The sequence below is a fragment of the Bacillus sp. FSL L8-0199 genome (assembly GCF_038005705.1).
Classification (GTDB): Bacteria; Bacillota; Bacilli; order Bacillales; family Bacillaceae_G; genus Bacillus_A; species Bacillus_A cereus.
Map to the genome: position 1 here is coordinate 2,466,255 of NZ_JBBOTS010000001.1, position 24,118 is coordinate 2,490,372.

The window sequence follows — 24,118 nt, forward strand, 5'->3', positions numbered from 1 at the left end:
TTATTCTGCTTGAAAAAAGATAAACAATGGAACAAATGAAACTTGTATCTTGTCTATATATTGAAACCATAATAAAAGTGAGGGCAGTTTTTATGTTTATTCAAATAAGTTTGAGGTGTGGAAATGGAACAGACGTTTATTGAAAAGTGTAATCATGATGAGCTGGACTATGTTATAAAAGACTATTGGCAAGATGTATGGAATTATTCATTTATTATTACGAAAGATCCACACTTATCAGATGATATCACGCAAGATGTATTTATAAAGGTGTTTAAAAATTGGAATTCATTTCGAAAGGAGTCATCTATTAAAACGTGGATATTAAAAATCACAAGAAATACGGCAATAAACTATTTGAAATCCTCTTATTTTAAAAGGATATCTTTAATAGGATTTTTTAGTGACGATAAGCAATCCCTGTCAGCAGAACAAGAATTTTTTAAGCAAGAAGAAATGAATGATGTGTGGAAGGTTGTATTAGAACTACCTAAAAAGCACCGTGAAATAATTATATTGGACGCAAAATATGAATTATCTTATGAAGAAATGGCTGAAACATTAGGAGTATCCATTGGAACTGTAAAATCGAGATTAAGTAGAGCGAGAAGTAAGGTTTCAAAATTAATAGGGGAGGGTAGTAGTGATGAACAATAAACAAAATCCTGACTGGTATAGAAAAATAAAAAAAGGGCCAATGGAGAATCGTAAAGATGAAGAAGAATTTATTTCTAAAATAAAGCAGTCTATATATGAAAATAATGAAGTGGATTTTGTAAAACATAAAAGACCATTTCGTAAAAAAGCATTACCTATTGTAGTTGTGTTGGTTTGTACAATGTTATTTTTCATTGTTCAACAACCTTGGCTTGATGATAATAAATCACCGGTACAAAGTAGTACTCAAATTAAGCCTAAAACAAAAGATGAGTCTGCTCAAGATCCATCATTAAAACAATTTATGAATGAACTATATCAAAGTACGAACTCAAAAAATGAAAATGACCTGTACAAAGCGTTAAATGATGAAGTTCTATTTAAAGGGAAGAGTTATAAGAAGGATGAACTGAAGTTTGATGAAGATATTTTTCATGAGTTGCAAGTCGCCCTTACAATGGGAGGAGAGTTTGCAAAAGATACAAAGCAAGTATATAAAGTACCAAGTGGATTGACAGAAAGTAACCAACCAAACCAAGCGCATTTTATATATGCAACTGTTACTGGAAATAAAACGAAAATTTTAGCTGAACCAAAGCGAGAATCACAAGTTTTATATGAAGTATCTAATGAAATGGTAAAAGCTTGGATTCCAGAAAAAGTGCAGAATGATGGATATATAAAAATATCGACAATTAACGGTAATACTGGATATGTACAGAAAGAGTATGTTTTAACTGATATTAAATATTCATTTATGTTTGAAAAGAATAATGAAGGTATATGGAAAATAATAAATATAAATTCTATATGGTAAAAGAGGAAGGTTCACTTAAATGAACCTTCCTCTTTATTTTTATTTTCTTTTTGAAGAGTATTCCAGTACTCTAAAATTTCTGATGTAACGAGAGCGGCAATGTTTTTTTCTGAATTACTACCAGGGATAACGACAGAAACGGCAATTTGTGGATCTTCCGTAGGAGCATACGCAATGAAAAGAGAGTGATTTATCATTCTTGCTTGCTCATTTGGAAAACCTGTAATACCTGTTTTACCTGCGACGTCAAAGGGCAACTTTTTAATTTCCTCTATATTTTGACTCATCCCACCTTGCACGACACTCCAAAAGTTCATCGGGTAACGATTTGAACTTTCTAAAATGGGTTTAAACTTTTTGGTTTCCTTACCATCTTGACCAATAATCGCACTTACGATTTGAGGTTTATATTTGTCGCCTTTACTTGCCAAAGTTGCTGCATATTGAGCGAGTTGAAGAGGAGTATGCACTTCATTTCCTCCCCAAGAGGCATTTAATAAAGCTGAAATCCCATTTTCAAATTTATTAGATGGATGGAATTCATATTGTCCGTCTTCTTCAAAGGGTAAATCAATCCCAGTTTTAGAACGTAGGCCGAATTGCATTAAATAATCTGTCCATATATGTGCCACTTTTTCTATATTTCCATTATTTTGGTTGAATAAGGGGAGAGCTACTTTTGCTGTCATAAATGTGTTAGATGAATTAATGATAGCCTGCCTCGGTGTAATCTCCCCTGTTGGTGTTCCTGGCGCATTCGTAATGTTATTTTGATTATCATACTGAAAAGTACCTTTATCTAAATAAGTATCTTCTGGTTGGAAAAGCTTTTCATTTAATCCAATTAAAATAGTGAGTGGTTTTATAGTAGAAGCCATATTTACATAAGATTCACCATACTTTAATTTTTGAATTGCTTTATTTTGCGAAAGAGATTTAATGTTTTCTTTTCTAGAAGATACATGTGTATTTAATATATTTGGATCAAAAACTACCGAGTTGGCCATAGTTAAAATTGCGCCAGTTTTTGCATCGCTCACTATAGCATAACCAGCTTTAGCATCAGGTGTTTTCTTAATTTGAGATTTTAATGCTTCTTCTGCCTTTTGCTGCAACTCAGAGTCTAAAGCTAGCCGCACATCTTTTCCTTTTTGTACTTTTTGAATGTTCCATAAGAACTTTTTATTATTCAATTTAAAAATAAGAGTTTTGCCTGGTTTTCCTTTTAAATCATTTTCATATTGCAGCTCAATCCCGCTTTTTCCAACAGCCATATGCTTGGACTTAAGGTCATTTTCTACATACCCAATTACTTGTGAACCAATTTCGTGTTTAGGGTAATATCGAATCCATTCATCTTTAATTATTACATTATTGGGTTTGTTTTTGTTTATGAATGCAAGTTCATTCTCATTTACATCAGAGTATAACGGTATATCATTCATAGTCTTCTTTTTACAAGATTGTTGTAATTGAGATTTTATGTTCTCTGTAGAAATATCATGTTGAAACTCGCTTGAAAATTGGTTGAAAAAAGCTAATGTGTTTGATGTATCTTGTTTCGATAGCTTTTCATCATTAGAAGTGCAATATAGAGACTTAACTTTCTTATTTGTAGCTAGCATTACACCATTTTTATCAAAAATCTTTCCTCTTTCAGCTGAAGAAGTTGCGATAGTAATTGAAATGAAGTTGATTTTTAATAAAATTAGTAAAATCAAACCTACAATAGAAAGAACCGCAAAAAATCTCCATCTTCTTGTATGTAACATATAACCCTCCCTTATGTAGCCTATTTCATCTTATATTTAATTATTTTTTTTGTAAATGTGGAACAACTTTATTGTTTAGGTTGTCTATTAAGTATTACAGCATGAAGAAAGGAATAATTAGCATGAAAATTTACTAGCAAGTCTATATGTAAGTTTAATAAGAGTTATTATACAGTTTAGCACTTCTAATGCAAGCGGCAAAAAATAGAGAGAAAACAAGAAGGGAGAGTTACTAATTCCATAGCTAAACGAAAAGGAATAGATGCTTACAAGGAATAAGCAAAAGATTGAGGCGATATTTATAACCGATTATCGGTATCTAATATATAAGGGATGTTTTTAGTATTTGTAGCAATTCCTGAAAGGATTAAATGGAGGATTTATGAAAGGACAAAAAGGCAAGAAGCAGAAGACATATATATCTATTCGATTAAATATAATGTTCCTTTGCATATTTGTACTATTCTCAGCTATTATTATGCAGCTAGGAAAGGTACAAATCGTTGAGGGAGAGGCTTATAAGAACCAAGTGGAAAGTAGTCAAAATGCAATAACTAGTATTCCAGTTCCACGTGGACAAATTTTAGATCGAGAAGGGAAAACAGTTGTTAATAATAAATCTCTTCGCACAATTACGTATACAAGGGTGAAGGGAATTACGAGTGAAGATATTTTAAAAACAGCAAAAGACTTGGCGAAAGTACTTGAAATGCCTGAACAAGATATAAATAAATTAACAGATATCGATAAAAAAGATTTTTGGATGCAGTTGAATTCGAAACGTGCGGAGACAAAGATTACTAAAAAAGATATAGAAAAGTTTAAAGAAAAGGGTATAGAGGGAAAAGAGTTAGATAAAAAAATAGAAGACTTAAGAAGAGGTCGTGTTACAGAGGTAGAATTAGCAGAATTAACAGCACAAGATTTAAAGGTGTTAGCTATTAAAAGTAAAATGAGTTCAGGTTATCAACTAACACCACAAATCATTAAAAAAGATGTAACAGATGAAGAGTATGCGCGGATAAGCGAAAATCTTGCGAATCTTCCAGGAGTAGATGCAACTGTTGATTGGGAACGTAATTATGTAAACGGTAATTTATTTCGTTCTGTATTAGGAAATATTACGAGTAGTGAAGAAGGATTACCGAAAGAAAATTTAGATTCTTATTTAGTACGTGGATATAACCGTAATGATCGTGTTGGAAAAAGTTATATTGAACAACGATATGAAGATGTATTACACGGCACAAAAGAAGAAGTGAAAAATATTACTGATAAATCAGGAAACATTGTTAGCACAGAAATAATCTCTAAAGGAAAAAGTGGTAATAGTTTAACATTAACGATTGATATGGAATTACAAAAGAAAGTGGAAGAAAGTATAGAGAAAAACTTGAGAGCTTTTAAGAGTTCAGAGCCACTGCTCGATCGAGCTTTTGTTGTCATGACGAATCCAAATAACGGACAAATTTTATCAATGGCAGGCAAAAAGATTGTAGAAAAAGAAGGAAGAATAGAGGTTGAGGATTTGGCATTAGGTAACATGACAACTTCGTATGAGCTAGGGTCAGCTGTAAAAGGTGCTACTTTATTAACTGGATATGAGACAGGGGCAATACATCCAGGAGATCAATTTTATGACGCGCCGATGAAATTTAAAGGTACACAAGCTAAGAAATCGTGGAATGTATCCGGATTTGGTAATATTAATGATTTACGGGCTTTACAAGTATCTTCGAATGTATACATGTTCCAGACAGCTTTAAAAATTGCGGGAGTCAATTACGTACCAAATGGCTCATTGGATATTAAACAAGGAGCATTTGATACGATGCGCTATTATTTCAAGCAATTTGGTTTAGGTGTCCCAACAGGTATTGATTTACCGAATGAAATAATTGGACAAACGAGAAAAGTAGATAGTCAACCTGGTTTTTTACTAGATTTTTCTATCGGTCAGTATGATACGTATACGCCGTTGCAATTAGCGCAATATATTTCAACGATTGCGAATGGTGGTTATAGAATGCAACCTCAAATTGTACAAGAAATACGAGAACAATCAATAAAAGAAGAGGTTGGCAAAGTTATACGTTCCATAGAGACTGTCGTATTAAATCGAATTGATATGAAGAAAGAACATATTGATCGTATAAAAGAAGGGTTTAGATGGGTATTCCAAGAAGGTGATGGAACTGGCGTGAAATATTTCAAAAACGCGCCATATAAACCAGCAGGAAAGACAGGAACAGCCCAAACTGTATATGGTGGAGATGACCCGATTGGTAGAAATGCAAAAGGAGAACGTATGGAATGTTATAACTTAACGTTAGTTGGATATGCTCCATATGATAATCCAGAAGTAGCATTTTCCGTAGTAGTTCCATGGCTTCATGATGATAAAAATGGAATTAATTCTATAATTGGAAAGGAAGTATTAGATGTATACTTTGATTTGAAACAGCAACGTATACATGGTGAATCTACTAGTACAGGTGGTTCCAAGCAAAATTAGAATACTTTTCTCAGGGAAGAGAACCTGTTTATATAAAGCTATTTATAAGTAAAAAAATGAAATGTGAAATAAGAGATAGTGGCGATCATAGCTACTATCTCTTATTTTGTTAATAATTCTCATACTAGCTATAAATTTTTTCAGTTTATGGAACAAATTTGGTTCGGTGATTGTCTATTATGTGTACGTATAAAAAGGTACTAAAAATTTGGAAGGAATGATGATTTTGAAAAATAAGAGGATGCTAAAAATAGGAATATGCGTTGGTATATTAGGTTTAAGTATTACAAGCCTAGAAGCTTTTACAGGAGAGTCACTGCAAGTTGAAGCGAAAGAAAAGACTGGACAAGTGAAACATAAAAATCAGGCAACGCATAAAGAGTTCTCTCAACTTGAGAAAAAATTTGATGCTCGATTAGGTGTATATGCGATTGATACTGGTACAAATCAAACAATCTCTTATCGACCTAACGAAAGATTTGCCTTCGCATCAACTTACAAGGCTTTAGCCGCGGGAGTATTACTACAGCAAAACTCAATTGATTCATTAAATGAAGTAATCACATATACGAAAGAAGACTTAGTGGATTATTCACCTGTTACAGAGAAATATGTAGATACTGGAATGAAACTAGGAGAAATTGCTGAGGCTGCTGTTCGTTCAAGTGATAATACTGCAGGGAACATTTTATTTAATAAAATAGGCGGACCGAAAGGATATGAAAAAGCGCTTAGGCATATGGGGGATCGGATTACTATGTCTGATCGCTTTGAAACAGAATTAAACGAAGCTATTCCAGGAGACATTCGTGACACTAGTACAGCGAAAGCTATTGCTACGAATCTTAAAGCTTTTACGGTCGGAAATGCACTTCCAGCTGAAAAACGTAAAATTCTTAAAGAGTGGATGAAAGGAAATGCTACAGGGGACAAACTTATTCGTGCAGGCGTACCAACTGACTGGGTAGTTGGAGATAAATCAGGTGCTGGTAGTTACGGGACAAGAAATGATATTGCTGTCGTTTGGCCTCCAAATAGAGAACCAATTATCATCGTAATTTTATCTAGTAAAGATGAGAAAGAGGCAACCTATGATAATCAACTCATTGCAGAGGCAACTAAAGTTATAGTTAAGGCTCTTAGGTAATAGTATTTTAGTTTTCGCATTTTTAACATGAAAGTATTAAAAGTATAAAGTTAGAAAACGACTCTTTTCTTGTGATAAGAGTCGTTTTTGTATTCTTATTATTAAAAAGGTAAAAGTAAAAATATAACGAATATATATGACATATCTCATACGAAATTTCATGTACTGCATTATTTTATTAATTTAAATAAATTTCAAGAAAGTATAATATAATTCAGTTAGCATATAGAAGTGTTTGATGAGAATGTAAAGGAGAAAATATGAAAAAGAAAATTAATAGAATTGTAATGATTATTTGTATATTAGTAGGTTTTACAATCTTTTTATATTTACAGAACAATTTAATAAGTATAACTGAGGTTAAAATAACCTCTAGTAAAATACCATCCTCTTTTAAAGGGTATAAAATTCTACAAATTTCAGACTTACACAATAAAAAATTTGGCGATAATCAAGATGTGTTAATTCAAAAAATAAAAAGTATAGACCCAGATATTATTGCGATTACGGGTGATTTAATTGACAGTAAATCATACGATGCAGAAGTGAGTATGCAATTAATACAAGAAATGGTAAAGAAGTATCCTGTATATTTTGTGACAGGAAACCATGAACAATGGTCTGGAAAGTATAACAGTTTAGAAAAAGAGTTGAAGAAATATGGTGTCAATGTTTTAAGAAATGAACATGTAGGCATTCGAAAGGGTGAGCAAGAAATAAACTTGCTAGGTATTGATGATCCAGAGTTTATTACTGGAAACCGTGATGAAGGAAATATTATAATAGATGAAATTAAAAAAGCAAAAATTGAAATGCAGCCAGATAGATATAATGTATTATTATCCCATAGGCCTGAATTTATAAAGGAATATACGAATGAGAGGTTGGATTTGGTTTTATCGGGACATGCTCATGGAGGGCAAGTTAGATTGCCATTTATCGGTGGATTAGTTGCTCCAAATCAAGGTGTTTTACCTAAATATACAGCAGGTTTATATGTAGAACAAAATACATCAATGGTAGTGAGTAGAGGATTAGGAAATAGTATCATTCCGCAAAGAATTTTGAATAGGCCAGAGATTGTAGTCGTGCAGTTAAATTAAGCTGTACGATTTTTTTATACAAAAGTGAGTAAAGAGATTTTATGTATTTTGCAGGAGTTAACATTACAATTTTGTTAAAAATTTTCTACGTTACATAAAGTAACAAAATTTGACCCTGATTGTTTGTTATAGTGTAAATAATCAAAAAACTTAAAATTTGTCGAGTGAAAATTGTGATAAGTAATTCATGTAAAAAACTTAAAGGGGTGTACACATGCATAAAGAATATGAAATTGAAGAATACACGGCGATTGAGGAACAAATACATTATTATTGTAAATCTTTATTAGTAAGTCATCCTGATCAAATAATAAAGTATTTAGAAAAAAGGTTAGAAACATATGCAGAAACATTACAATATGCACATTTATATCCTGACACAGTTATTTTACCGTTACAGCAATTAGTTATTGAATATTCTTTAGATGTTGCTAGAATTCGGAAGTATATGAATTTAAAAACGTAAAGTGAAATTTATAGTTTAAATGAAACAGAGTCGACTTTAGGAAATGAAATTCTAATGTCGACTCTGTTTCATTGTTTAATATCGTTGATTGAACATACATACTAAGCAATGAAGTTTGACATATAATTAAGCAAGGGTAAAATAAAAGTGAGTACTCACTCATTTTATTGAAAAAGGAGGATGAAACGTGCAACAACCTTCAATTATTTTACGGACTGTATCAAAAAGTTTTGGAAAAAAAGAAGTGTTACACAATCTTTCATTGCAAGTTGAAAAAGCAGAAATTTTTGGTTTTGTTGGACCTTCTGGATCGGGGAAAACAACGCTCATTAAAATGATTGCAGGTATTAATGAGGCAACGAAAGGTGAAGTGCTTGTTAATAATACTAATATGCCTAATTTAAATGAAATGAAAAGAATTGGTTATATGGCCCAGGCGGATGCATTATACGAAGAATTGTCAGCATATGAAAATGCAGATTTTATAGCAACGATGTATGGACTAAAGGGAAAACGTAAAAAGACAAGAATTGCAGAGGTTTTTGAACTTGTACAATTGTCACAGTATATGAAAAAGCAAGTACAACAATTTTCAGGTGGAATGAAAAAACGCTTATCATTAGCAATAGCGCTCCTTCACGAACCAGAAATATTAATTTTAGATGAGCCTACAGTGGGGATAGATCCGCTTCTTAGAAAAACGATTTGGGAAAAATTTTATGATCTTAAAAAGAAAGGCACAACGATTATTGTAACGACGCACATTATGGATGAAGCTGAATTTTGTGAGCGTCTAGGGTTAATTAGAGAAGGGAAACTAGTTGCGGTTGGAACAACTGAAGAATTGAAAAAACGCGTGTCATCTGGACGGATTGAAGATGTCTTTTTGCTAGAAGAGGTGGTGCCATCATGAGAGTTACTGGTGTAATTATACGTATTATTCGTCAATTTTTTCGAGATAAGCGTTCGTTAGCAATGATGTTTGGAGCACCGATGTTATTACTTTGGCTTTTGTCACTAGTGTTTACACAGAAAGACTATGTACCGCAAATTGCTGTTGTTGATATGCCCGCTCAAATAGTAAAAATGATGAAAAATCAAGAAGCGTCAATTTATGAATACAGTAAGGAAAAGGCGATTTCTGAGTTAAAAAAACAAAAGGTAGATGCAGTATTTCGTATAGAGAATGGAAAAATGAAACTTCTGTTGGAAGGTAGTGATTCGTCAAAAAATCGTGCTGTACTTCAAGTATTGCAAAAAAGCACAGAGAAGAATGATGTATCGATTATGAAACCTGAAGTAAATTATTTACATGGCTCTAAAGAATTTACGATGTTTGATGGGCTTGGTCCTGTATTAATTGGTTTCTTTACATTTTTCTTTGTATTTATATTATCAGGTGTATCTTTTGTAAGAGAACGTTTAAGTGGTACGCTAGAAAGGTTATTATCCACCCCAGTAAGAAGATGGGAAATAGTCGCAGGTTATATTATTGGTTTTGGAATCTTTGCCTTTATACAATCCATTATTATCGTAAGCTTTTCCGTTTATATTTTAGATTTATACGTAGCTGGCTCCATATGGCTAACGCTACTTATTACATGTATGCTCTCTTTAACTGCACTAACATTAGGTACGTTTTTATCGGCATACGCAAATAATGAATTTCAAATGATTCAATTTATACCGCTTGTCATTGTGCCACAAATATTCTTTTCTGGATTGTTTCCAATGGAATCTATGAATAAGTGGCTCCAAATGTTAGGGAAAGCATTTCCACTCACATACGGCGCTGACGCAATGAGACAAGTGATGATTCGGAATCAAGGGTTTACAGAGATTGCATTAGATCTTACTGTATTATTACTTTTTTCAATATTATTTGCAGTAGGAAATGTATTTGCTTTAAAGAAACATCGCAAAATATAATAATGACAAAAAGGAGCTTTATAAATGCAGAAGGATTGGCTGGAGGAATTAATAGCTGCAACTAATACGGATAAACGAAATGAACGTCAAATGCGAATATTAGAGGCAGCTGTTGATATGTTTGGAGAAAAAGGATACGCTTCAACTTCAACAAGTGAAATTGCAAAGCGTGCTGGTGTAGCGGAAGGAACAATCTTCCGCTACTATAAGACGAAAAAAGATTTATTGTTAGCAGTCGTCATGCCAACTTTAACTAAGTTCGCTGCACCATTTTTCGTACAAACCTTCGCAAAGGAAATATTTAAATCGGAGTATGAATCATACGAAGGGTTTCTAAGAGTTGTGATTTATAATAGATTTGAATTTGCAAAAAAGCATTTTCCAATGATAAAAATATTAATTCAAGAAGTGCCATTTCAGCCAGAACTAAAAAATGAAATACAACATTTAGTAGAAACAGAGTTATTTTCACATTTTAAAAAGTTGATTGTAAAGTTTCAAGAAGACGGGGAAATTATTGAAATGCCGCCATCTTCAGTATTAAGACTTACTTTATCAGCTGTATTAGGTTTATTATTAACAAGATTTTTATTATTACCTGAAGAAAAATGGGATGATGATTTGGAAATTGAAAATACGATTCAATTTATACTGTACGGATTAACGCCACGAAATTAATCGTCGAAGTATGAATTACATATGTTACATTTAAGCAAAATAATAAATCGCCTTTAAAAAGGCGATTTATATTTGTTATATTTTTGATAAATAAGTACTTGTTTACGAAAAACATTCTAGATTAACGTACTTCTTTGTCTCTTCTTCTAAGACCTAATAATCCTGCTAGTCCTAATAAACCGAGCCAAGCCCAATTATTATTTCTATCACGATTATCATTTAAATCATTTGTCGTATTTACATTTCGAGTTCTCACATCATTATTAACTCTGTCTAAATTATTGTCATTAACTCGAGTTGAAATATCAGTGTTATTAACTCTATTCATATGATTTCCATCGTATTCAGCTTGGGCAGATGTACCTAAAAACATAATAGATAGTGCTAAAACACTTAAAATAGATGATAATTTTTTCTTCATAAATTTCCCCTCCTTTCTTACGTATTACATTCTCCAACTCTTTTGTGCATTATTCATTTGTGATAGTATCAAACCATGATTTTAAAGCGAACATCTTTACGTCGTAGAGCTAAATAACTGTTAAAATGGCATTGAATATGTGCATTAAAATATTAAATAAAACAAACTTTGATTACGATACTAAACTTAGTACAATTTATATAGTACGGACTAGTACAAAGGAGGTAATGAAATGCGACAATTTGCAAAACCAACAATTGTTGTGAGTAAATGTTTAGAATTTGATGCTTGTCGTTATAATGGAGAGATGATTCCAGATGTAACAATACGAAATTTGCAGCCATTTGTTACATTTATACCTGTTTGTCCAGAAGTGGAGATTGGATTGGGAACTCCTCGTGAAACGATACGAATTGTAGAAGAAAATGGTGAGAACAGACTTGTGCAACCGTCGACACGAGAAGATGTAACTGAAAAAATGGAGCAGTTTTCAAATGACTTTTTACAAACGATACCTGATGTGGATGGTTTTATTTTAAAGAATCGTTCGCCAAGTTGTGGTACGCGTGATGTGAAAATTTATTCTGGTTTTGAAAAAGCGCCAGCAAAGGGAAAAGGATCGGGCTTATTTGGCGGAGCAGTAGTAAAAAATTTTTCGCATCTTCCTATTGAAGAGGAAGGCAGATTGTCGAATTTTATTATTAGAGAGCATTTCTTTACAAGACTATTTACAATCGCATATTACAAAATGATTAAACATAATAAAAATATGAAAGACCTTGTATCGTTTCAGTCGGACAATAAATATTTATTTATGGCATATAATCAAGTGAAACAAAAGGAATTAGGGCGTATAATTGCAAATCACAAAAATGAAAAGATTGAAGTTGTATTTGAAAACTATGAGAAGACTTTATATGAATTATTTATGCGTACACCCCGCTATACATCGAATGTAAATGTATGTGAACATATTTTTGGATATTTTAAAACAAAATTGAAAAAACAAGAAAAAGATCATTTTTTAGATCTGATACAAAAATATAAAGAAAAGAAAAGCCCGCTTAGTAGTATACTTGCAATTTTAAAATCATGGGCTCTTCGATTTGATGAAAAGTATTTATTACGACAAACATATTTCGAACCATACCCTGAAGCTTTAGTAGAGATTTCAGATTCGGGTAAAGGTAGAGATTATTAAACAATAAATTACATATTTCGACAAGAAAACTCCTATGTTGTTGTAGAACAATGTAGGAATTTTTTTGTGCATTAGTACAGAATCTGTTTTAAAATTAAGTTATGACAGAATTGTAGCAATTGTCTAACTAATATTCTTGTCTTTTAAGTTGTTATGTTTGTAGTAGAAACTCGCACGCTGTCGAAACTCAATATTCGATAAGGGGTGTGTAGCGGAATGGAATTTACTCTAACTCGCGAAAAACAAATGATTAAAGAAATGGTACGTGACTTTGCTGAAAAGGAAATCGCACCGAAAGCTGTATATTATGACAAAACTGCAGAGTTTCCATATGAAACATTTCAAAAAATGGGCGAACTAGGATTATTAGGCATCCCATTCCCAGAAGAGTATGGAGGTTCAGGTGGCGATACTGTATCGTATGCGTTAGCAGTTGAAGAAATTGGTCGCGCTTGTGGTGGCACTGGTTTAAGCTATGCTGCAACAATTTCATTAGGTGCTTCTCCAATTTATTATTTCGGTACAGAAGAACAAAAACAAAAGTATTTAGTTCCAATGGCGTCAGGTAAAACATTAGGTGCCTTCGGATTAACGGAGCCGAATGCTGGATCAGATGCAGGTGGTACTCAAACGAAAGCGGTACTAGATGGCGATGAGTATGTAATCAGTGGTGAGAAGTGTTGGATTACAAACGCAGAGTATGCAAATACCATTATTGTAACCGCTGTCAACGGTGTTGAAGAGAATGGTAGAAAACGCATTTCAGCATTTATCGTACCTACTACTAGTGAAGGATTAACGATTTCTAGTCCTTACGATAAAATGGGCGTTCGCGCTTCTAATACTTGTGAAATCGTACTTGATGGTGTTCGTGTACCGAAAGAAAATATTCTTGGTGATGTAAATAAAGGTTTTAAACAATTTTTATATACACTTGATGGAGGACGTATTTCAATCGCAGCATTGGCAGTTGGTATTGCGCAATCAGCCTTTGAACGTGCATTGCAATATGCGAAAGAACGTCAACAATTTGGAAAGTCAATCTCTAATTTCCAAGCGATTCAATTTAAATTAGCTGATATGGCGACTGAAGTAGAGCTAGCACGCAATTTAGTACATAAAGCAGCTTGGTTAAAAGATAACGATAAACCTTTCGGTAAAGAAGCGGCAATGGCAAAACTATTTGCATCGGAAGCGGCAAGCCGTATTGCAAATCAAGCAGTACAGATTCATGGTGGATATGGCTATATGCGTGAATATGAAGTTGAACGACATATTCGTGATGCGAAACTATTAGAAATTGGTGAAGGAACTTCTGAAATTCAACGTCTCGTAATTGCTAGACATTTAGGATGTAGATAAAAGGGAGGAATCACTATGTTTCAAAAAATATTAATTGCGAATCGCGGGGAAATCGCTGTTCGTATTATGAAAACTTGTCAAAAACTTGGCATTCGCACTGTTGCTATTTATTCTGAAGCAGATGAAAATGCCCTTCATGTGAAAATGGCAAATGAAGCTTACTTAGTAGGTGGACCGCGTGTCCAAGAAAGCTATTTAAACCTTGAAAAAATTATTGAAATAGCTAAGAAGACAAATGCAGAAGCAATTCATCCGGGTTATGGTTTATTATCAGAGAATCCGTCTTTTCCGGTTCGCTGCAAAGAAGAAGGAATCGTATTTATCGGTCCTTCAGAAGAAATCATTACGAAGATGGGAAGTAAAATCGAATCACGTATCGCAATGCAAGCAGCAGATGTCCCAGTAGTCCCAGGTATTACTACAAATATTGAAACTGCTGAAGAAGCAATTGAAATTGCAAAACAAATTGGTTATCCATTAATGCTTAAGGCATCCGCAGGCGGCGGAGGCATTGGTATGCAGTTGATGGAAACTGAGCAAACGCTCACCAAAGCGTTTGAAAGTAATAAAACGAGAGCGCAAAACTTCTTCGGTAACGGAGAAATGTATTTAGAGCGATATATAGCAGACGCGCATCATATTGAAATTCAGCTTTTAGCAGATACACATGGTAACACAGTGTATTTATGGGAGCGTGAATGTTCGGTACAGCGCCGAAATCAAAAAGTAATCGAAGAAGCACCTTCACCATTTTTAGATGAAGGTACACGAAAGGCGATGGGAGAAGTTGCTGTACAAGCTGCCAAAGCACTTGGTTATACAAATGCAGGTACAGTTGAGTTTCTTGTAGATGATCAGAAGAACTTCTATTTCTTAGAGATGAATACGAGATTACAAGTAGAGCATCCAGTGACAGAAGAAATTACGGGATTAGACCTTGTAGAACAACAACTTCTGATTGCAAGTGGAGAGAAACTATCATTTACTCAGGATGATGTAAAACGTAGTGGTCATGCCATTGAAGCTCGTATTTATGCAGAGGATCCGAAAACATTCTTCCCGTCACCTGGGAAAATTACAGATTTAACATTACCGTCAAATGTACGGATTGATCACTTCTTAGAAAATCATGTAACGATTACACCTTTCTATGATCCAATGATTGCGAAAGTCATTGCACATGGCGAGACTCGTGAAGAAGCAATTTCAAAATTACATGATGCTCTAGAGGAATTAAAAGTAGAAGGTATTAAAACGAACACACCAATGCTACTGCAAGTTTTGGAAGACGAAGTGTTCAAAGAGGGTATTTATACAACAGGCTTTGTAACGAAACAACTCGTTAAAAAATAAGATTTAACAATATTAAGGGGGAAAAAATGATGACGAAAGTATACGCATCGATGGCAGGAAACGTTTGGAAGATTGTTGTAGGAGTAGGAGATACAGTAGAGGAAGAGCAGGATGTCGTCATTTTGGAATCTATGAAAATGGAAATTCCAATCATTTCAGAAGAAGCTGGCACGGTTATGAAAATTAATGTGCAAGAAGGCGATTTTGTAAATGAAGGAGATGTATTATTAGAAATTGAATAGGGAGATATAGGGGGAAGCGAATTGAAACTACCTAATTTTGCTGTCATTAAAGAAGTCGGGCCACGTGATGGCTTACAAAATGAAAAAAAGATTGTTGGCACAAAAGATAAAGTAAAATGGATTCAACTACTTACAGAAGCAGGATTGTCGTATGTTGAAGTTTCCTCATTCGTTCACCCAAAATGGGTCCCTGCATTAGCGGATGCAAATGATGTATTTTCTGAGCTGAAAAGGGATCCAAATGTTACATATGCTGCGCTTGTTCCGAATCAAAATGGTTTGGAACGAGCTTTTTTGCAAAATGTAGATGAGGTGAATGTTTTTTTATCAGCAAGTGAATCTCATAATAAAAGTAATATTAATAAATCGATTAAAGAAGCATTAGTTGTAATTGAAGATATAACAAAACAGGCATTATTCGAAGGGAAAAAGGTAAGAGGCTATGTTTCTACTGTATTTGGATGTCCTTATGAAGGGGATATAAGTCTCGCAGCAGTTGACGAATTATGTAATCAACTATTTTCATACGGCATTTATGAAGTTTCTCTTGGGGATACAATCGGTGTAGCGAATCCATTACAAGTAGAACAAGTATTAGAACACCTATTAAAGAAGTATGATGCTTCGCAGTTTGCAATGCATTTTCATAATACGTATGGAATGGCTCTAGCGAATGTAGTTAAATCATTAGAATACGGTATTACAACGTTTGATAGTTCTTGTGGTGGACTCGGGGGCTGCCCTTATGCACCAGGAGCATCAGGTAATGTTGCCACTGATGACCTAGTACATATGCTCCATAAATTAGGAGTCCAAACGAATATAGACGAAGAAAAGTTATTGAGAGCTAGTCAATTTATTCAAAGTAAGTTGAATATCCAATTACCGAGTCATGTGTATAGAGCGCTTCAACATAAAACGATAAGTAGGTGAGTAGATGCTACAATTACAAAACATTTCCGTTGATTATGTAACACCTCACGTAGTAAAGATTTCGTTAAATCGTGCAAGACAAGCAAACTCATTATCTTTGGCATTATTAGATGAATTACAAACGATATTAACTCAAATAAGTGAAGATTCAAACGCACGTGTAGTTATTTTGACTGGTGCTGGTGAAAAAGCATTTTGTGCTGGTGCAGATTTAAAAGAGCGTGCCGGTATGAATGAAGAACAAGTTCGCCATGCTGTTAGTATGATTCGTACTACTATGAAGATGGTTGAACAATTACCACAGCCAGTTATTGCTGCTATAAATGGAATTGCACTTGGTGGTGGTACGGAATTAAGTTTAGCTTGTGATTTTAGAATTGCTGCTGAATCTGCAAGTCTTGGTCTTACTGAAACGACACTTGCAATTATACCAGGAGCAGGTGGTACACAGCGCTTACCGAGATTAATTGGTGCTGGTAGAGCGAAAGAATTAATTTATACAGGTAGACGTATTTCAGCGCAAGAAGCAAAAGAATACGGTTTAGTAGAATTTGTTGTACCAGCTAATTTACTTGAAGAGAAAGCGATTGAAATAGCAGAGAAAATTGCTAGTAATGGACCTATTGCTGTTCGATTAGCAAAAGAGGCAATTTCAAATGGTATTCAAGTTGATTTACATACCGGATTACAAATGGAAAAACAAGCGTATGAAGGTGTAATCCATACGAAAGATCGCATAGAAGGATTACAGGCATTCAAAGAAAAACGCAAACCGATGTATAAGGGGGAGTAAATATGTTAGACCAAAAACAACAATCTAATTCATTTGAAGAACGAGTTGAAACAATTAAACAAGGCGGGGCACCGAAATATCATGAGCAAAATAAAGCAAAAGGAAAATTATTCGTTCGAGACCGTTTAGCGCTTCTATTTGATAATGGCGAATATGTAGAAGATGCATTATTTGCTAACTGTGAACAAACAGGCTTACCTGCGGATGGCGTTGTAACGGCAACGGGTAAAATACATGGTCGTACTGCGTGTGTAATGGCCAATGATTCTACTGTAAAAGCTGGATCATGGGGATCACGCACAGTTGAAAAGATTTTACGTATTCAAGAAACAGCTGAAAAACTACGTGTTCCGTTATTTTATTTAGTTGACTCTGCTGGAGCGCGTATTACAGATCAAGTAGAAATGTTCCCAGGGCGCCGCGGTGCAGGAAGAATCTTCTATAATCAAGTGAAGTTATCAGGTAAAGTTCCTCAAGTATGCTTGTTATTTGGACCTTCTGCAGCTGGTGGTGCGTATATTCCAGCCTTTTGTGACGTTGTAATGATGGTAGAGGGAAATGCATCTATGTATTTAGGATCTCCTCGTATGGCTGAGATGGTTATCGGTGAGAAGGTAACTTTAGAAGAGATGGGCGGAGCTCGTATGCATTGCTCTGTATCAGGATGCGGAGATGTTTTATGTAAGACGGAAGAAGATGCGATTACACAAGCAAGACAATACATTTCATATTTTCCAAACAACTATTTAGAAAAGACTCCATTGGTTACACCTCAAGAACCGAAACAATTCGATAAAACGTTAGAACAAATCATTCCAGAAAATCAAAATGCTCCTTTCAATATGAAAGATCTCATTAATAGAGTTATTGATGAAGGTTCATTCTATGAAGTAAAAAAATTATTTGCTCAAGAGCTAATTACAGGCTTAGCACGTATTGATGGTAAGCCAGTTGGTATTATTGCAAATCAGCCGCGTATGAAAGGCGGCGTATTATTCCACGATTCAGCTGATAAAGCTGCTAAGTTTATTAATTTATGCGATGCATATCATATTCCATTATTATTCCTTGCGGATGTACCAGGATTTATGATTGGTACAAAAGTAGAGCGTGCCGGTATTATTCGCCACGGTGCAAAAATGATTTCTGCAATGAGTGAAGCAACTGTACCGAAGATTTCTATCGTTGTTCGTAAAGCATATGGCGCTGGTTTATATGCGATGGCAGGTCCAGCATTTGAACCAGATTGCTGTCTGGCATTACCGACAGCTTCTATTGCGGTAATGGGTCCAGAAGCTGCGGTTAATGCTGTATATGCAAATAAAATTGCAGCTTTACCAGAAGAAGAGCGTGCTAGCTTCATTGCTGAAAAACGTGAAGAGTATAAGAAAGATATTGATATATACCACTTAGCATCAGAGATGGTGATTGATGGTATTGTTCATCCAAACAATTTACGTGAAGAGTTAAAAGGACGTTTCGAAATGTATATGAGCAAATATCAAGTATTCACAGATCGTAAACATCCTGTATATCCAGTTTAAAAGCCCTATTTAGGGCTTTCTTGCTCAAAAAGTTAAGGAGGGGAAAACATTGAAACAAGCAGTTTGGTTTCCAACAGAAGAGTACAAGGAAAAAACACGTTTATATGGTTGGATGAAATCATTGGGATATGAAGACTATGAAATTTTTTATAATAAATCTATTGAGGAAACAGCTTGGTTTTGGGGAGAGGCAGAAAAAGCAGTAGGCTATCAATGGATGAAACCTTATACAGAAGTGTTAGATTTAGAAAATGGTACACCGTTTGCACAGTGGTATAATGGCGGAACATGTAACGTTGTAGAATCAGCTTTATCCCGCTGGCTTGCGGATGAAGAGACGAGAATACAGCCAGCACTTCAGTACGAAGGGGAAAATGGAACTTCAAAATCATTTACATATGAAGAGCTTGACAACTGGGTAAGCCGTGTTGCAAATGGTTTGAAACACGCGGGTATTGAGAAAGGTGACCGTGTAACAATTTATATGCCGATGATTCCAGAAACAGTTGTTGCGATGCTAGCTGTAATGAAAATCGGAGCAATTATTTCACCAATATTCTCAGGCTTTGCGTCTGATGCAGTTATGACACGTGTGCAAGCGGCAGGTTCAAAAATGATTATTACCGCAGATGGATTTTCACGCCGCGGTAAAATTGTTTCTTTAAAAGATGAAGTAGATAAAGCTTGTGAACATTGCCCAACTGTTGAAAAAGTTGTTATCGTTCGTCATGCAGGAAATGATTTTACACCACATAACTATGACTTTTCGTGGAGTACGCTAGAAAAAGAAAAACCATTCATACATGCAGAGGAAATGCAAAGTGATGATCCATTAATGCTCATTTATACATCAGGAACGACTGGTAAGCCGAAAGGAACAGTACACACGCATGCAGGATTTCCTTTGAAAGCAGCTTTTGATGCAGGATTTGGAATGAATATTAAACAAGGTGATCGTGTATTATGGGTAACTGATATGGGCTGGATGATGGGGCCGTTTCTATTATTCGGTTCACTCATTAATGGAGCAACGATGGTTATGTACGAAGGTGTTCCAGACTTCCCAGAAGCAGACCGGTTATGGGAGACAGTTGATAGATATGAGATTACTCATTTAGGTATTTCGCCAACGTTAATCCGAGCATTAATGGCAAAAGGTGATGAGTATGTCAATAAACATTCTTTAAAGAGTTTGGAAGTATTCGCATCAACAGGAGAACCTTGGAATCCTGATCCATGGATGTGGTTATTTGAAACAGTTGGAAAAGGAAATGTCCCAATCTGTAACTACTCAGGTGGAACTGAAATCTCTGGTGGGATTTTCGGTAATGTTCTTATTAAGCCAATAGCACCGATTAGTTTTAACGCATCTTTACCAGGAATGGCAGCTGTCGTACTGGATGATCAAGGTAAACCAATTCGAGATGAAGTCGGAGAATTATGCTTAGAGAAACCTTGGGTAGGTATGACGAAAAGCTTCTGGGAAGATGATGAACGTTACATAAACACATATTGGTCGCGTTTTGAAAATAAATGGGTCCACGGTGACTGGGTCATTTACGATGGTGAACAATATATCATCACAGGGCGTTCAGACGATACGTTAAATATTGCAGGTAAACGTATTGGACCTGCTGAATATGAATCTATTCTTGTGAAACATAACGATGTAATCGAAGCTGCTGCAATTGGTATACCTGACGAAGTAAAAGGTGAAGTTTGTCATTGTTTTGTAGTATTAAGAGACCATGTAACATTCACAGGAGAATTAAAGAAAGAATTAATGAGTTTAGTAAACTCTCATATTGGAAAAGCGTTGTGTCCTAAAGACATCCACGTTGTAGAAGATTTACCGAAAACACGTAATTCTAAAGTAATGCGCCGTGTTATTAAAGCAGCTTACTTAGGAAAAGAATTAGGTGATTTGTCTTCACTTGTAAATCCTGAAGTAGTTCCGTTTATTCAGGGGTTACAGTCTAGTAAATTATAAAATTAGAAAGGAGCTCTATATAAATAGAGCTCCTTTTTTATGTTTATAAAAAAAGAAGAAGTGAAGTTGATGAAGATGAAAAATTCTACTATTGGTGTTAAGTATGTTTTTTGTTTTAATCAAAATACGATATTATGGAATGTCTATTCAATGGAGAAATACTAATTTACAACAACAAGGTGATGACAAAGCGCGACTGCTTATATGCCGGTTTAAACCTTTATATATTACATCCTAGTATTTATCTCGCTATTTGCCGGGCAGTAATGCCCCCACCTAAAAATTCAGCGAAAGCAAGGAAGTAGGTGAGGGATCAACTTTCCGGAAAAGCCTGATTGATTCCAAAAGACATATTTTTTTCTTTACGTTGACATTAAAAATATTACCAATTTTTTCTTTTACAATGGCAACAAATAAAGAAACATTTACAACGACACTTATTTCGTTTAGAACTCCAATCATCATCACGATGACACTTTTCTTTAGATTTCCACCAATCATCATTACAATGTTTTTCCTGAGAACTCCAATCGTCATCACAATGACACTTTTCTTTAGATTTCCACCAATCATCATTACAATGCTTTTTCTGAGAACTCCAATCATCATCACAATGATGCTTTTCTTTAGATTTCCACCAATCATCACAACAATGCTTTTTCTGAGAACTCCAGCAATCATTTTTCCAGGACATTTATTTCTACCTCCTTTCAATAGTGTTCATATTATTCTATGTTTTAATAAAAAAATGGCTTGTTTATTAACCTACTATTTTATCTTTATATGATAGAGTGTCTTCTACTCGATATAGAATTCATACAAACTATGCTAATTTTTAAGAGAAAGTGGAGAGAACTACTACTAGTTATGGTATTTTTCAATAAACATTTATTGAAGAAAATGTTCTGATTACAAATAATATCTTATTTTCGAGTACGCTTTTTAAATGTATATTTCACAATGAAAAATGGGAAATCCACAAATAAAGTCTATGTATATGTGAGTTAATGGGAAAATCTAGTGTGTTTTTAAGGGGCGTCTTATTAAAAGAAAAAGATTTGTTTTAGAAAGTGGTGTCTAAACATTAAATGGAGTAGGACTAAATTCACGGCCGCTCATTAAACAAGATTTTAATTAGGAGAAGTCTGTTTTTATAATGAATAATGAAAAGAAGGTTTGGTACAATTGTTTGTTTTTTTCTTTTTATGTGTTTGCCTCGTACCCTTTTAAGCTAGTGGACATACTTTACTAATAGAAAGGATTAGGGGGTGAGGTATTGGGTTCTCGATTTAATAATTGTAAAAAGAAGTGTACATGTAAACAAGATGATTGTTGGGAAGTATTCGAAGAGTGTAAAAAAGAACAGCATGAGAAATGTGATAATTCTTGTGTACAAGGAATTAGAGATGAACTTAAGAAATTAATTAATCGAACAGTTCAAATTAATACAGAGGGACGTACTTATGTAGGTACTGTTTCGTCTGTAAGTTGTGATGTAGTTAGGCTTGCGGCTATTCCTGGATCGGTTGGAGTAATTATTTCCATTTGTAAAATTGAAGCAATTTTCCCACCTGTTACAACGGTTACTGCTGACTTTGATTTTAATGGTATTGATGTAGCAAACAAGGCATAATTATGCTGCTTTTTTGTAAAGCCATTCACATGAATGGCTTTATTTTAATTTCATATAAAAGGAGAATATATTCTTTATATAGAAATAAGTTTGAGGTTATAAAGTATGATGTACGAAAGGAGCATGGAAGTGATTAAACTAAAAACCTTTAAAAAATCTGATTTTAAACAATTAATAAATTGGATTAATTCCGAAGAATTTCTAATACAATGGTCAGGAAATGCATTCACATTCCCTTTAGACGAACAGCAATTAGAGAAGTATATAGAAAGTGCAAATACACTCGCTTTCAAAGTGGTAGATGAAGAGACTTCAGACGTTATTGGTCATATTTCGCTTGGGCAAATAGATAATATTAATAAGTCCGCTAGAATTGGAAAAGTATTAGTTGGTAATACGAAGATGAGGGGACGTTCTATAGGAAAACATATGATGAAAGCAGTACTTCATATTGCTTTTGACGAATTAAAACTACATAGAGTAACTCTTGGTGTGTATGATTTTAATATATCGGCCATTTCATGTTACGAAAAAATAGGGTTTGTAAAAGAAGGCTTATTAAGAGAGTCAAAAAGAGTAGGAGAAACGTATTGGAATTTATGGGAAATGAGTATGTTAGAATATGAATGGAAGAAGTAGCAACGATAGTAATTTATAATTATATTATGTTAACAAAAGGGGCTTGGTGGGTATAGTGAATAATAAAACAAAAATAATTTCAATTGCAGCTGTTTCGGGGGAGAGCTAGTATGTTAAAACTGACAAAGAAACCATTTTTGAAAAAGGCCCACCTGCATTGTTTCTGAGGAATAAGAGGGTGAGCCCTAATTAAACGAAACTGAATGAATCTGTAAAAATTGTAACTAAAGTATGCATCAACAAGGTATTAAAAGGGATGAATAGTAACCTTTATAGATTATTCCATATATAGCAAAACTGGTTAGCTTCTGATTTAAGCGCTACTAAATGATTATTATTAATAGAGTTATTCGTATACATTCTGTTCTTTTGGATGTTAAGTACCGTATAATTCACATCGTTTCGTTCATTTGAAAATGTTGATTCATTTAATAGTGTAAGTGTCGAGTTAATGTTGTACTTATCAATTCGCTCTTTTTTTCCTTTGAAAAACAGTTTGATAAGATGTGGCTCATTATTAATGAATAAGCCAAGTTCAGGTGATGAACGGACGATTAAATCATCTGATTTCCAATGTGATTTACCTGGATCAAACCAAGAGATGTCTTTATTTTTAATGAATTTTTTGTATTGCTTTATGACATCAATGTAGTTTTGTTTTTTTTTCTGATCAACCGTTTGTACTAATGTTTCGAAATATTCAAAAGATAGTTTGTTTTGATGAAATTTAATAACAGTTTCTCGTAATTGTTTCCAGTAATCAAAAGCTGGTTGATATTCAGGTTGGGATTTTAGATTTTTTATAAAGGTTGTTTTAGCTGTACTACCTTTCAGTGTGAAGTCTAAAAATTGTGTAAGCCCTACTTTAATTTCTGTCATATTATATCCCCTTCCAAACATTATTCATTTAATAATAGACGAAA

At 34.2% G+C, this 24,118-nt stretch carries 23 protein-coding genes; 19 read left to right on the plus strand and 4 right to left on the minus strand.

The genetic code is table 11. The annotated features are described in order from the left end of the window. Nucleotides 1-123: 123 nt before the first annotated feature. Together NST86_RS12800 and NST86_RS12805 are read left to right on the plus strand one after the other, a co-directional pair. Nucleotides 124-657 (plus strand): RNA polymerase sigma factor, encoded by a 534-nt coding sequence (locus NST86_RS12800; protein ID WP_000438327.1) that lies wholly within the window; start codon nucleotides 124-126, stop codon nucleotides 655-657. Then, complete coding sequence (locus NST86_RS12805; RefSeq protein WP_061663159.1) at nucleotides 647-1,474, plus strand: SH3 domain-containing protein; 828 nt, start codon at nucleotides 647-649, stop codon at nucleotides 1,472-1,474. Before NST86_RS12800 ends, NST86_RS12805 begins: the two co-directional genes overlap by 11 nt. A gap of 11 nt (nucleotides 1,475-1,485) precedes the next feature. Here NST86_RS12805 and NST86_RS12810 read toward each other — a convergent pair whose 3' ends face one another. Continuing rightward, nucleotides 1,486-3,246 carry a peptidoglycan D,D-transpeptidase FtsI family protein gene (locus NST86_RS12810; protein WP_061663160.1) on the minus strand — a complete coding sequence of 587 codons (1,761 nt, stop codon included), beginning with the start codon at nucleotides 3,244-3,246 and terminating at the stop codon, nucleotides 1,486-1,488. Nucleotides 3,247-3,628: 382 nt separating this feature from the next. Between NST86_RS12810 and NST86_RS12815 the strand changes: the two genes are divergently transcribed. The 7 genes from NST86_RS12815 to NST86_RS12845 all read left to right on the plus strand — a co-directional run bounded on the left by NST86_RS12815 (nucleotide 3,629) and on the right by NST86_RS12845 (nucleotide 11,084). Continuing rightward, on the plus strand, nucleotides 3,629-5,761 hold the full coding sequence (locus tag NST86_RS12815) for a peptidoglycan D,D-transpeptidase FtsI family protein (protein ID WP_227593170.1): 2,133 nt from the start codon (nucleotides 3,629-3,631) through the stop codon (nucleotides 5,759-5,761). 220 nt (nucleotides 5,762-5,981) lie between these two features. Further along, nucleotides 5,982-6,908, plus strand: a complete 927-nt coding sequence (gene bla, locus NST86_RS12820; RefSeq protein ID WP_061663162.1) for a class A beta-lactamase Bla1 — start codon at nucleotides 5,982-5,984, stop codon at nucleotides 6,906-6,908. A 260-nt stretch (nucleotides 6,909-7,168) separates the two neighbouring features. Further along, on the plus strand, nucleotides 7,169-8,011 hold the full coding sequence (locus NST86_RS12825; protein WP_086423791.1) for a metallophosphoesterase: 843 nt from the start codon (nucleotides 7,169-7,171) through the stop codon (nucleotides 8,009-8,011). Between the two features lie 214 nt (nucleotides 8,012-8,225). Next, the gene (locus NST86_RS12830; protein WP_016117950.1) at nucleotides 8,226-8,477 is read left to right on the plus strand and encodes a hypothetical protein; all 252 of its coding nucleotides are present in this window, start codon (nucleotides 8,226-8,228) and stop codon (nucleotides 8,475-8,477) included. Between the two features lie 187 nt (nucleotides 8,478-8,664). Further along, nucleotides 8,665-9,390 (plus strand): ABC transporter ATP-binding protein, encoded by a 726-nt coding sequence (locus tag NST86_RS12835; RefSeq protein WP_001187071.1) that lies wholly within the window; start codon nucleotides 8,665-8,667, stop codon nucleotides 9,388-9,390. After that, nucleotides 9,387-10,406, plus strand: coding sequence for an ABC transporter permease (locus NST86_RS12840; protein WP_061662946.1), 1,020 nt, complete (start codon nucleotides 9,387-9,389; stop codon nucleotides 10,404-10,406). The genes NST86_RS12835 and NST86_RS12840 overlap by 4 nt, the downstream gene beginning before the upstream one ends. A gap of 24 nt (nucleotides 10,407-10,430) precedes the next feature. Next, nucleotides 10,431-11,084: a TetR/AcrR family transcriptional regulator gene (locus tag NST86_RS12845; RefSeq protein WP_001168186.1), complete on the plus strand. Its 654-nt coding sequence runs from the start codon at nucleotides 10,431-10,433 to the stop codon at nucleotides 11,082-11,084. A 121-nt stretch (nucleotides 11,085-11,205) separates the two neighbouring features. On the opposite strand, the gene NST86_RS12850 is transcribed toward NST86_RS12845, so the two are convergent. Continuing rightward, the gene (locus NST86_RS12850; protein WP_000728148.1) at nucleotides 11,206-11,505 is read right to left on the minus strand and encodes a WGxxGxxG family protein; all 300 of its coding nucleotides are present in this window, start codon (nucleotides 11,503-11,505) and stop codon (nucleotides 11,206-11,208) included. A 232-nt stretch (nucleotides 11,506-11,737) separates the two neighbouring features. Here NST86_RS12850 and NST86_RS12855 point away from each other — a divergent pair, with 232 nt between their 5' ends. The 8 genes from NST86_RS12855 to NST86_RS12890 all read left to right on the plus strand — a co-directional run bounded on the left by NST86_RS12855 (nucleotide 11,738) and on the right by NST86_RS12890 (nucleotide 20,923). Beyond that, the gene (locus NST86_RS12855; RefSeq protein WP_061662947.1) at nucleotides 11,738-12,706 is read left to right on the plus strand and encodes a YbgA family protein; all 969 of its coding nucleotides are present in this window, start codon (nucleotides 11,738-11,740) and stop codon (nucleotides 12,704-12,706) included. Between the two features lie 216 nt (nucleotides 12,707-12,922). Continuing rightward, nucleotides 12,923-14,068, plus strand: coding sequence for an acyl-CoA dehydrogenase (locus NST86_RS12860; protein ID WP_000397282.1), 1,146 nt, complete (start codon nucleotides 12,923-12,925; stop codon nucleotides 14,066-14,068). 15 nt (nucleotides 14,069-14,083) lie between these two features. Continuing rightward, a complete protein-coding gene (locus tag NST86_RS12865; protein ID WP_000486742.1) occupies nucleotides 14,084-15,421 on the plus strand; it encodes an acetyl-CoA carboxylase biotin carboxylase subunit in 1,338 nt (445 codons plus the stop codon). A gap of 26 nt (nucleotides 15,422-15,447) precedes the next feature. After that, complete coding sequence (locus NST86_RS12870; RefSeq protein ID WP_001987345.1) at nucleotides 15,448-15,663, plus strand: acetyl-CoA carboxylase biotin carboxyl carrier protein subunit; 216 nt, start codon at nucleotides 15,448-15,450, stop codon at nucleotides 15,661-15,663. Nucleotides 15,664-15,684: 21 nt separating this feature from the next. Continuing rightward, nucleotides 15,685-16,596 carry a hydroxymethylglutaryl-CoA lyase gene (gene mvaB / locus NST86_RS12875; RefSeq protein WP_000775429.1) on the plus strand — a complete coding sequence of 304 codons (912 nt, stop codon included), beginning with the start codon at nucleotides 15,685-15,687 and terminating at the stop codon, nucleotides 16,594-16,596. 4 nt (nucleotides 16,597-16,600) lie between these two features. Beyond that, nucleotides 16,601-17,389, plus strand: coding sequence for an enoyl-CoA hydratase (locus NST86_RS12880; protein WP_000939795.1), 789 nt, complete (start codon nucleotides 16,601-16,603; stop codon nucleotides 17,387-17,389). 2 nt (nucleotides 17,390-17,391) lie between these two features. After that, entirely contained in the window at nucleotides 17,392-18,933 is a 1,542-nt protein-coding gene (locus tag NST86_RS12885; protein WP_000886744.1) for an acyl-CoA carboxylase subunit beta, read from the plus strand. Between the two features lie 49 nt (nucleotides 18,934-18,982). Then, a complete protein-coding gene (locus NST86_RS12890) occupies nucleotides 18,983-20,923 on the plus strand; it encodes an AMP-binding protein (RefSeq protein ID WP_061662951.1) in 1,941 nt (646 codons plus the stop codon). A gap of 276 nt (nucleotides 20,924-21,199) precedes the next feature. Here the strand turns inward: NST86_RS12890 and NST86_RS12895 are convergent, their stop codons facing one another. Then, nucleotides 21,200-21,637: a hypothetical protein gene (locus tag NST86_RS12895; protein WP_170956753.1), complete on the minus strand. Its 438-nt coding sequence runs from the start codon at nucleotides 21,635-21,637 to the stop codon at nucleotides 21,200-21,202. Nucleotides 21,638-22,199: 562 nt separating this feature from the next. Between NST86_RS12895 and NST86_RS12900 the strand changes: the two genes are divergently transcribed. Continuing rightward, nucleotides 22,200-22,556: a hypothetical protein gene (locus tag NST86_RS12900; protein ID WP_000535577.1), complete on the plus strand. Its 357-nt coding sequence runs from the start codon at nucleotides 22,200-22,202 to the stop codon at nucleotides 22,554-22,556. Nucleotides 22,557-22,661: 105 nt separating this feature from the next. Continuing rightward, nucleotides 22,662-23,195 (plus strand): GNAT family N-acetyltransferase, encoded by a 534-nt coding sequence (locus NST86_RS12905; protein WP_000990089.1) that lies wholly within the window; start codon nucleotides 22,662-22,664, stop codon nucleotides 23,193-23,195. A 270-nt stretch (nucleotides 23,196-23,465) separates the two neighbouring features. Here the strand turns inward: NST86_RS12905 and NST86_RS12910 are convergent, their stop codons facing one another. After that, a complete protein-coding gene (locus tag NST86_RS12910) occupies nucleotides 23,466-24,074 on the minus strand; it encodes a hypothetical protein (protein ID WP_000136053.1) in 609 nt (202 codons plus the stop codon). Nucleotides 24,075-24,118 lie beyond the last annotated feature (44 nt).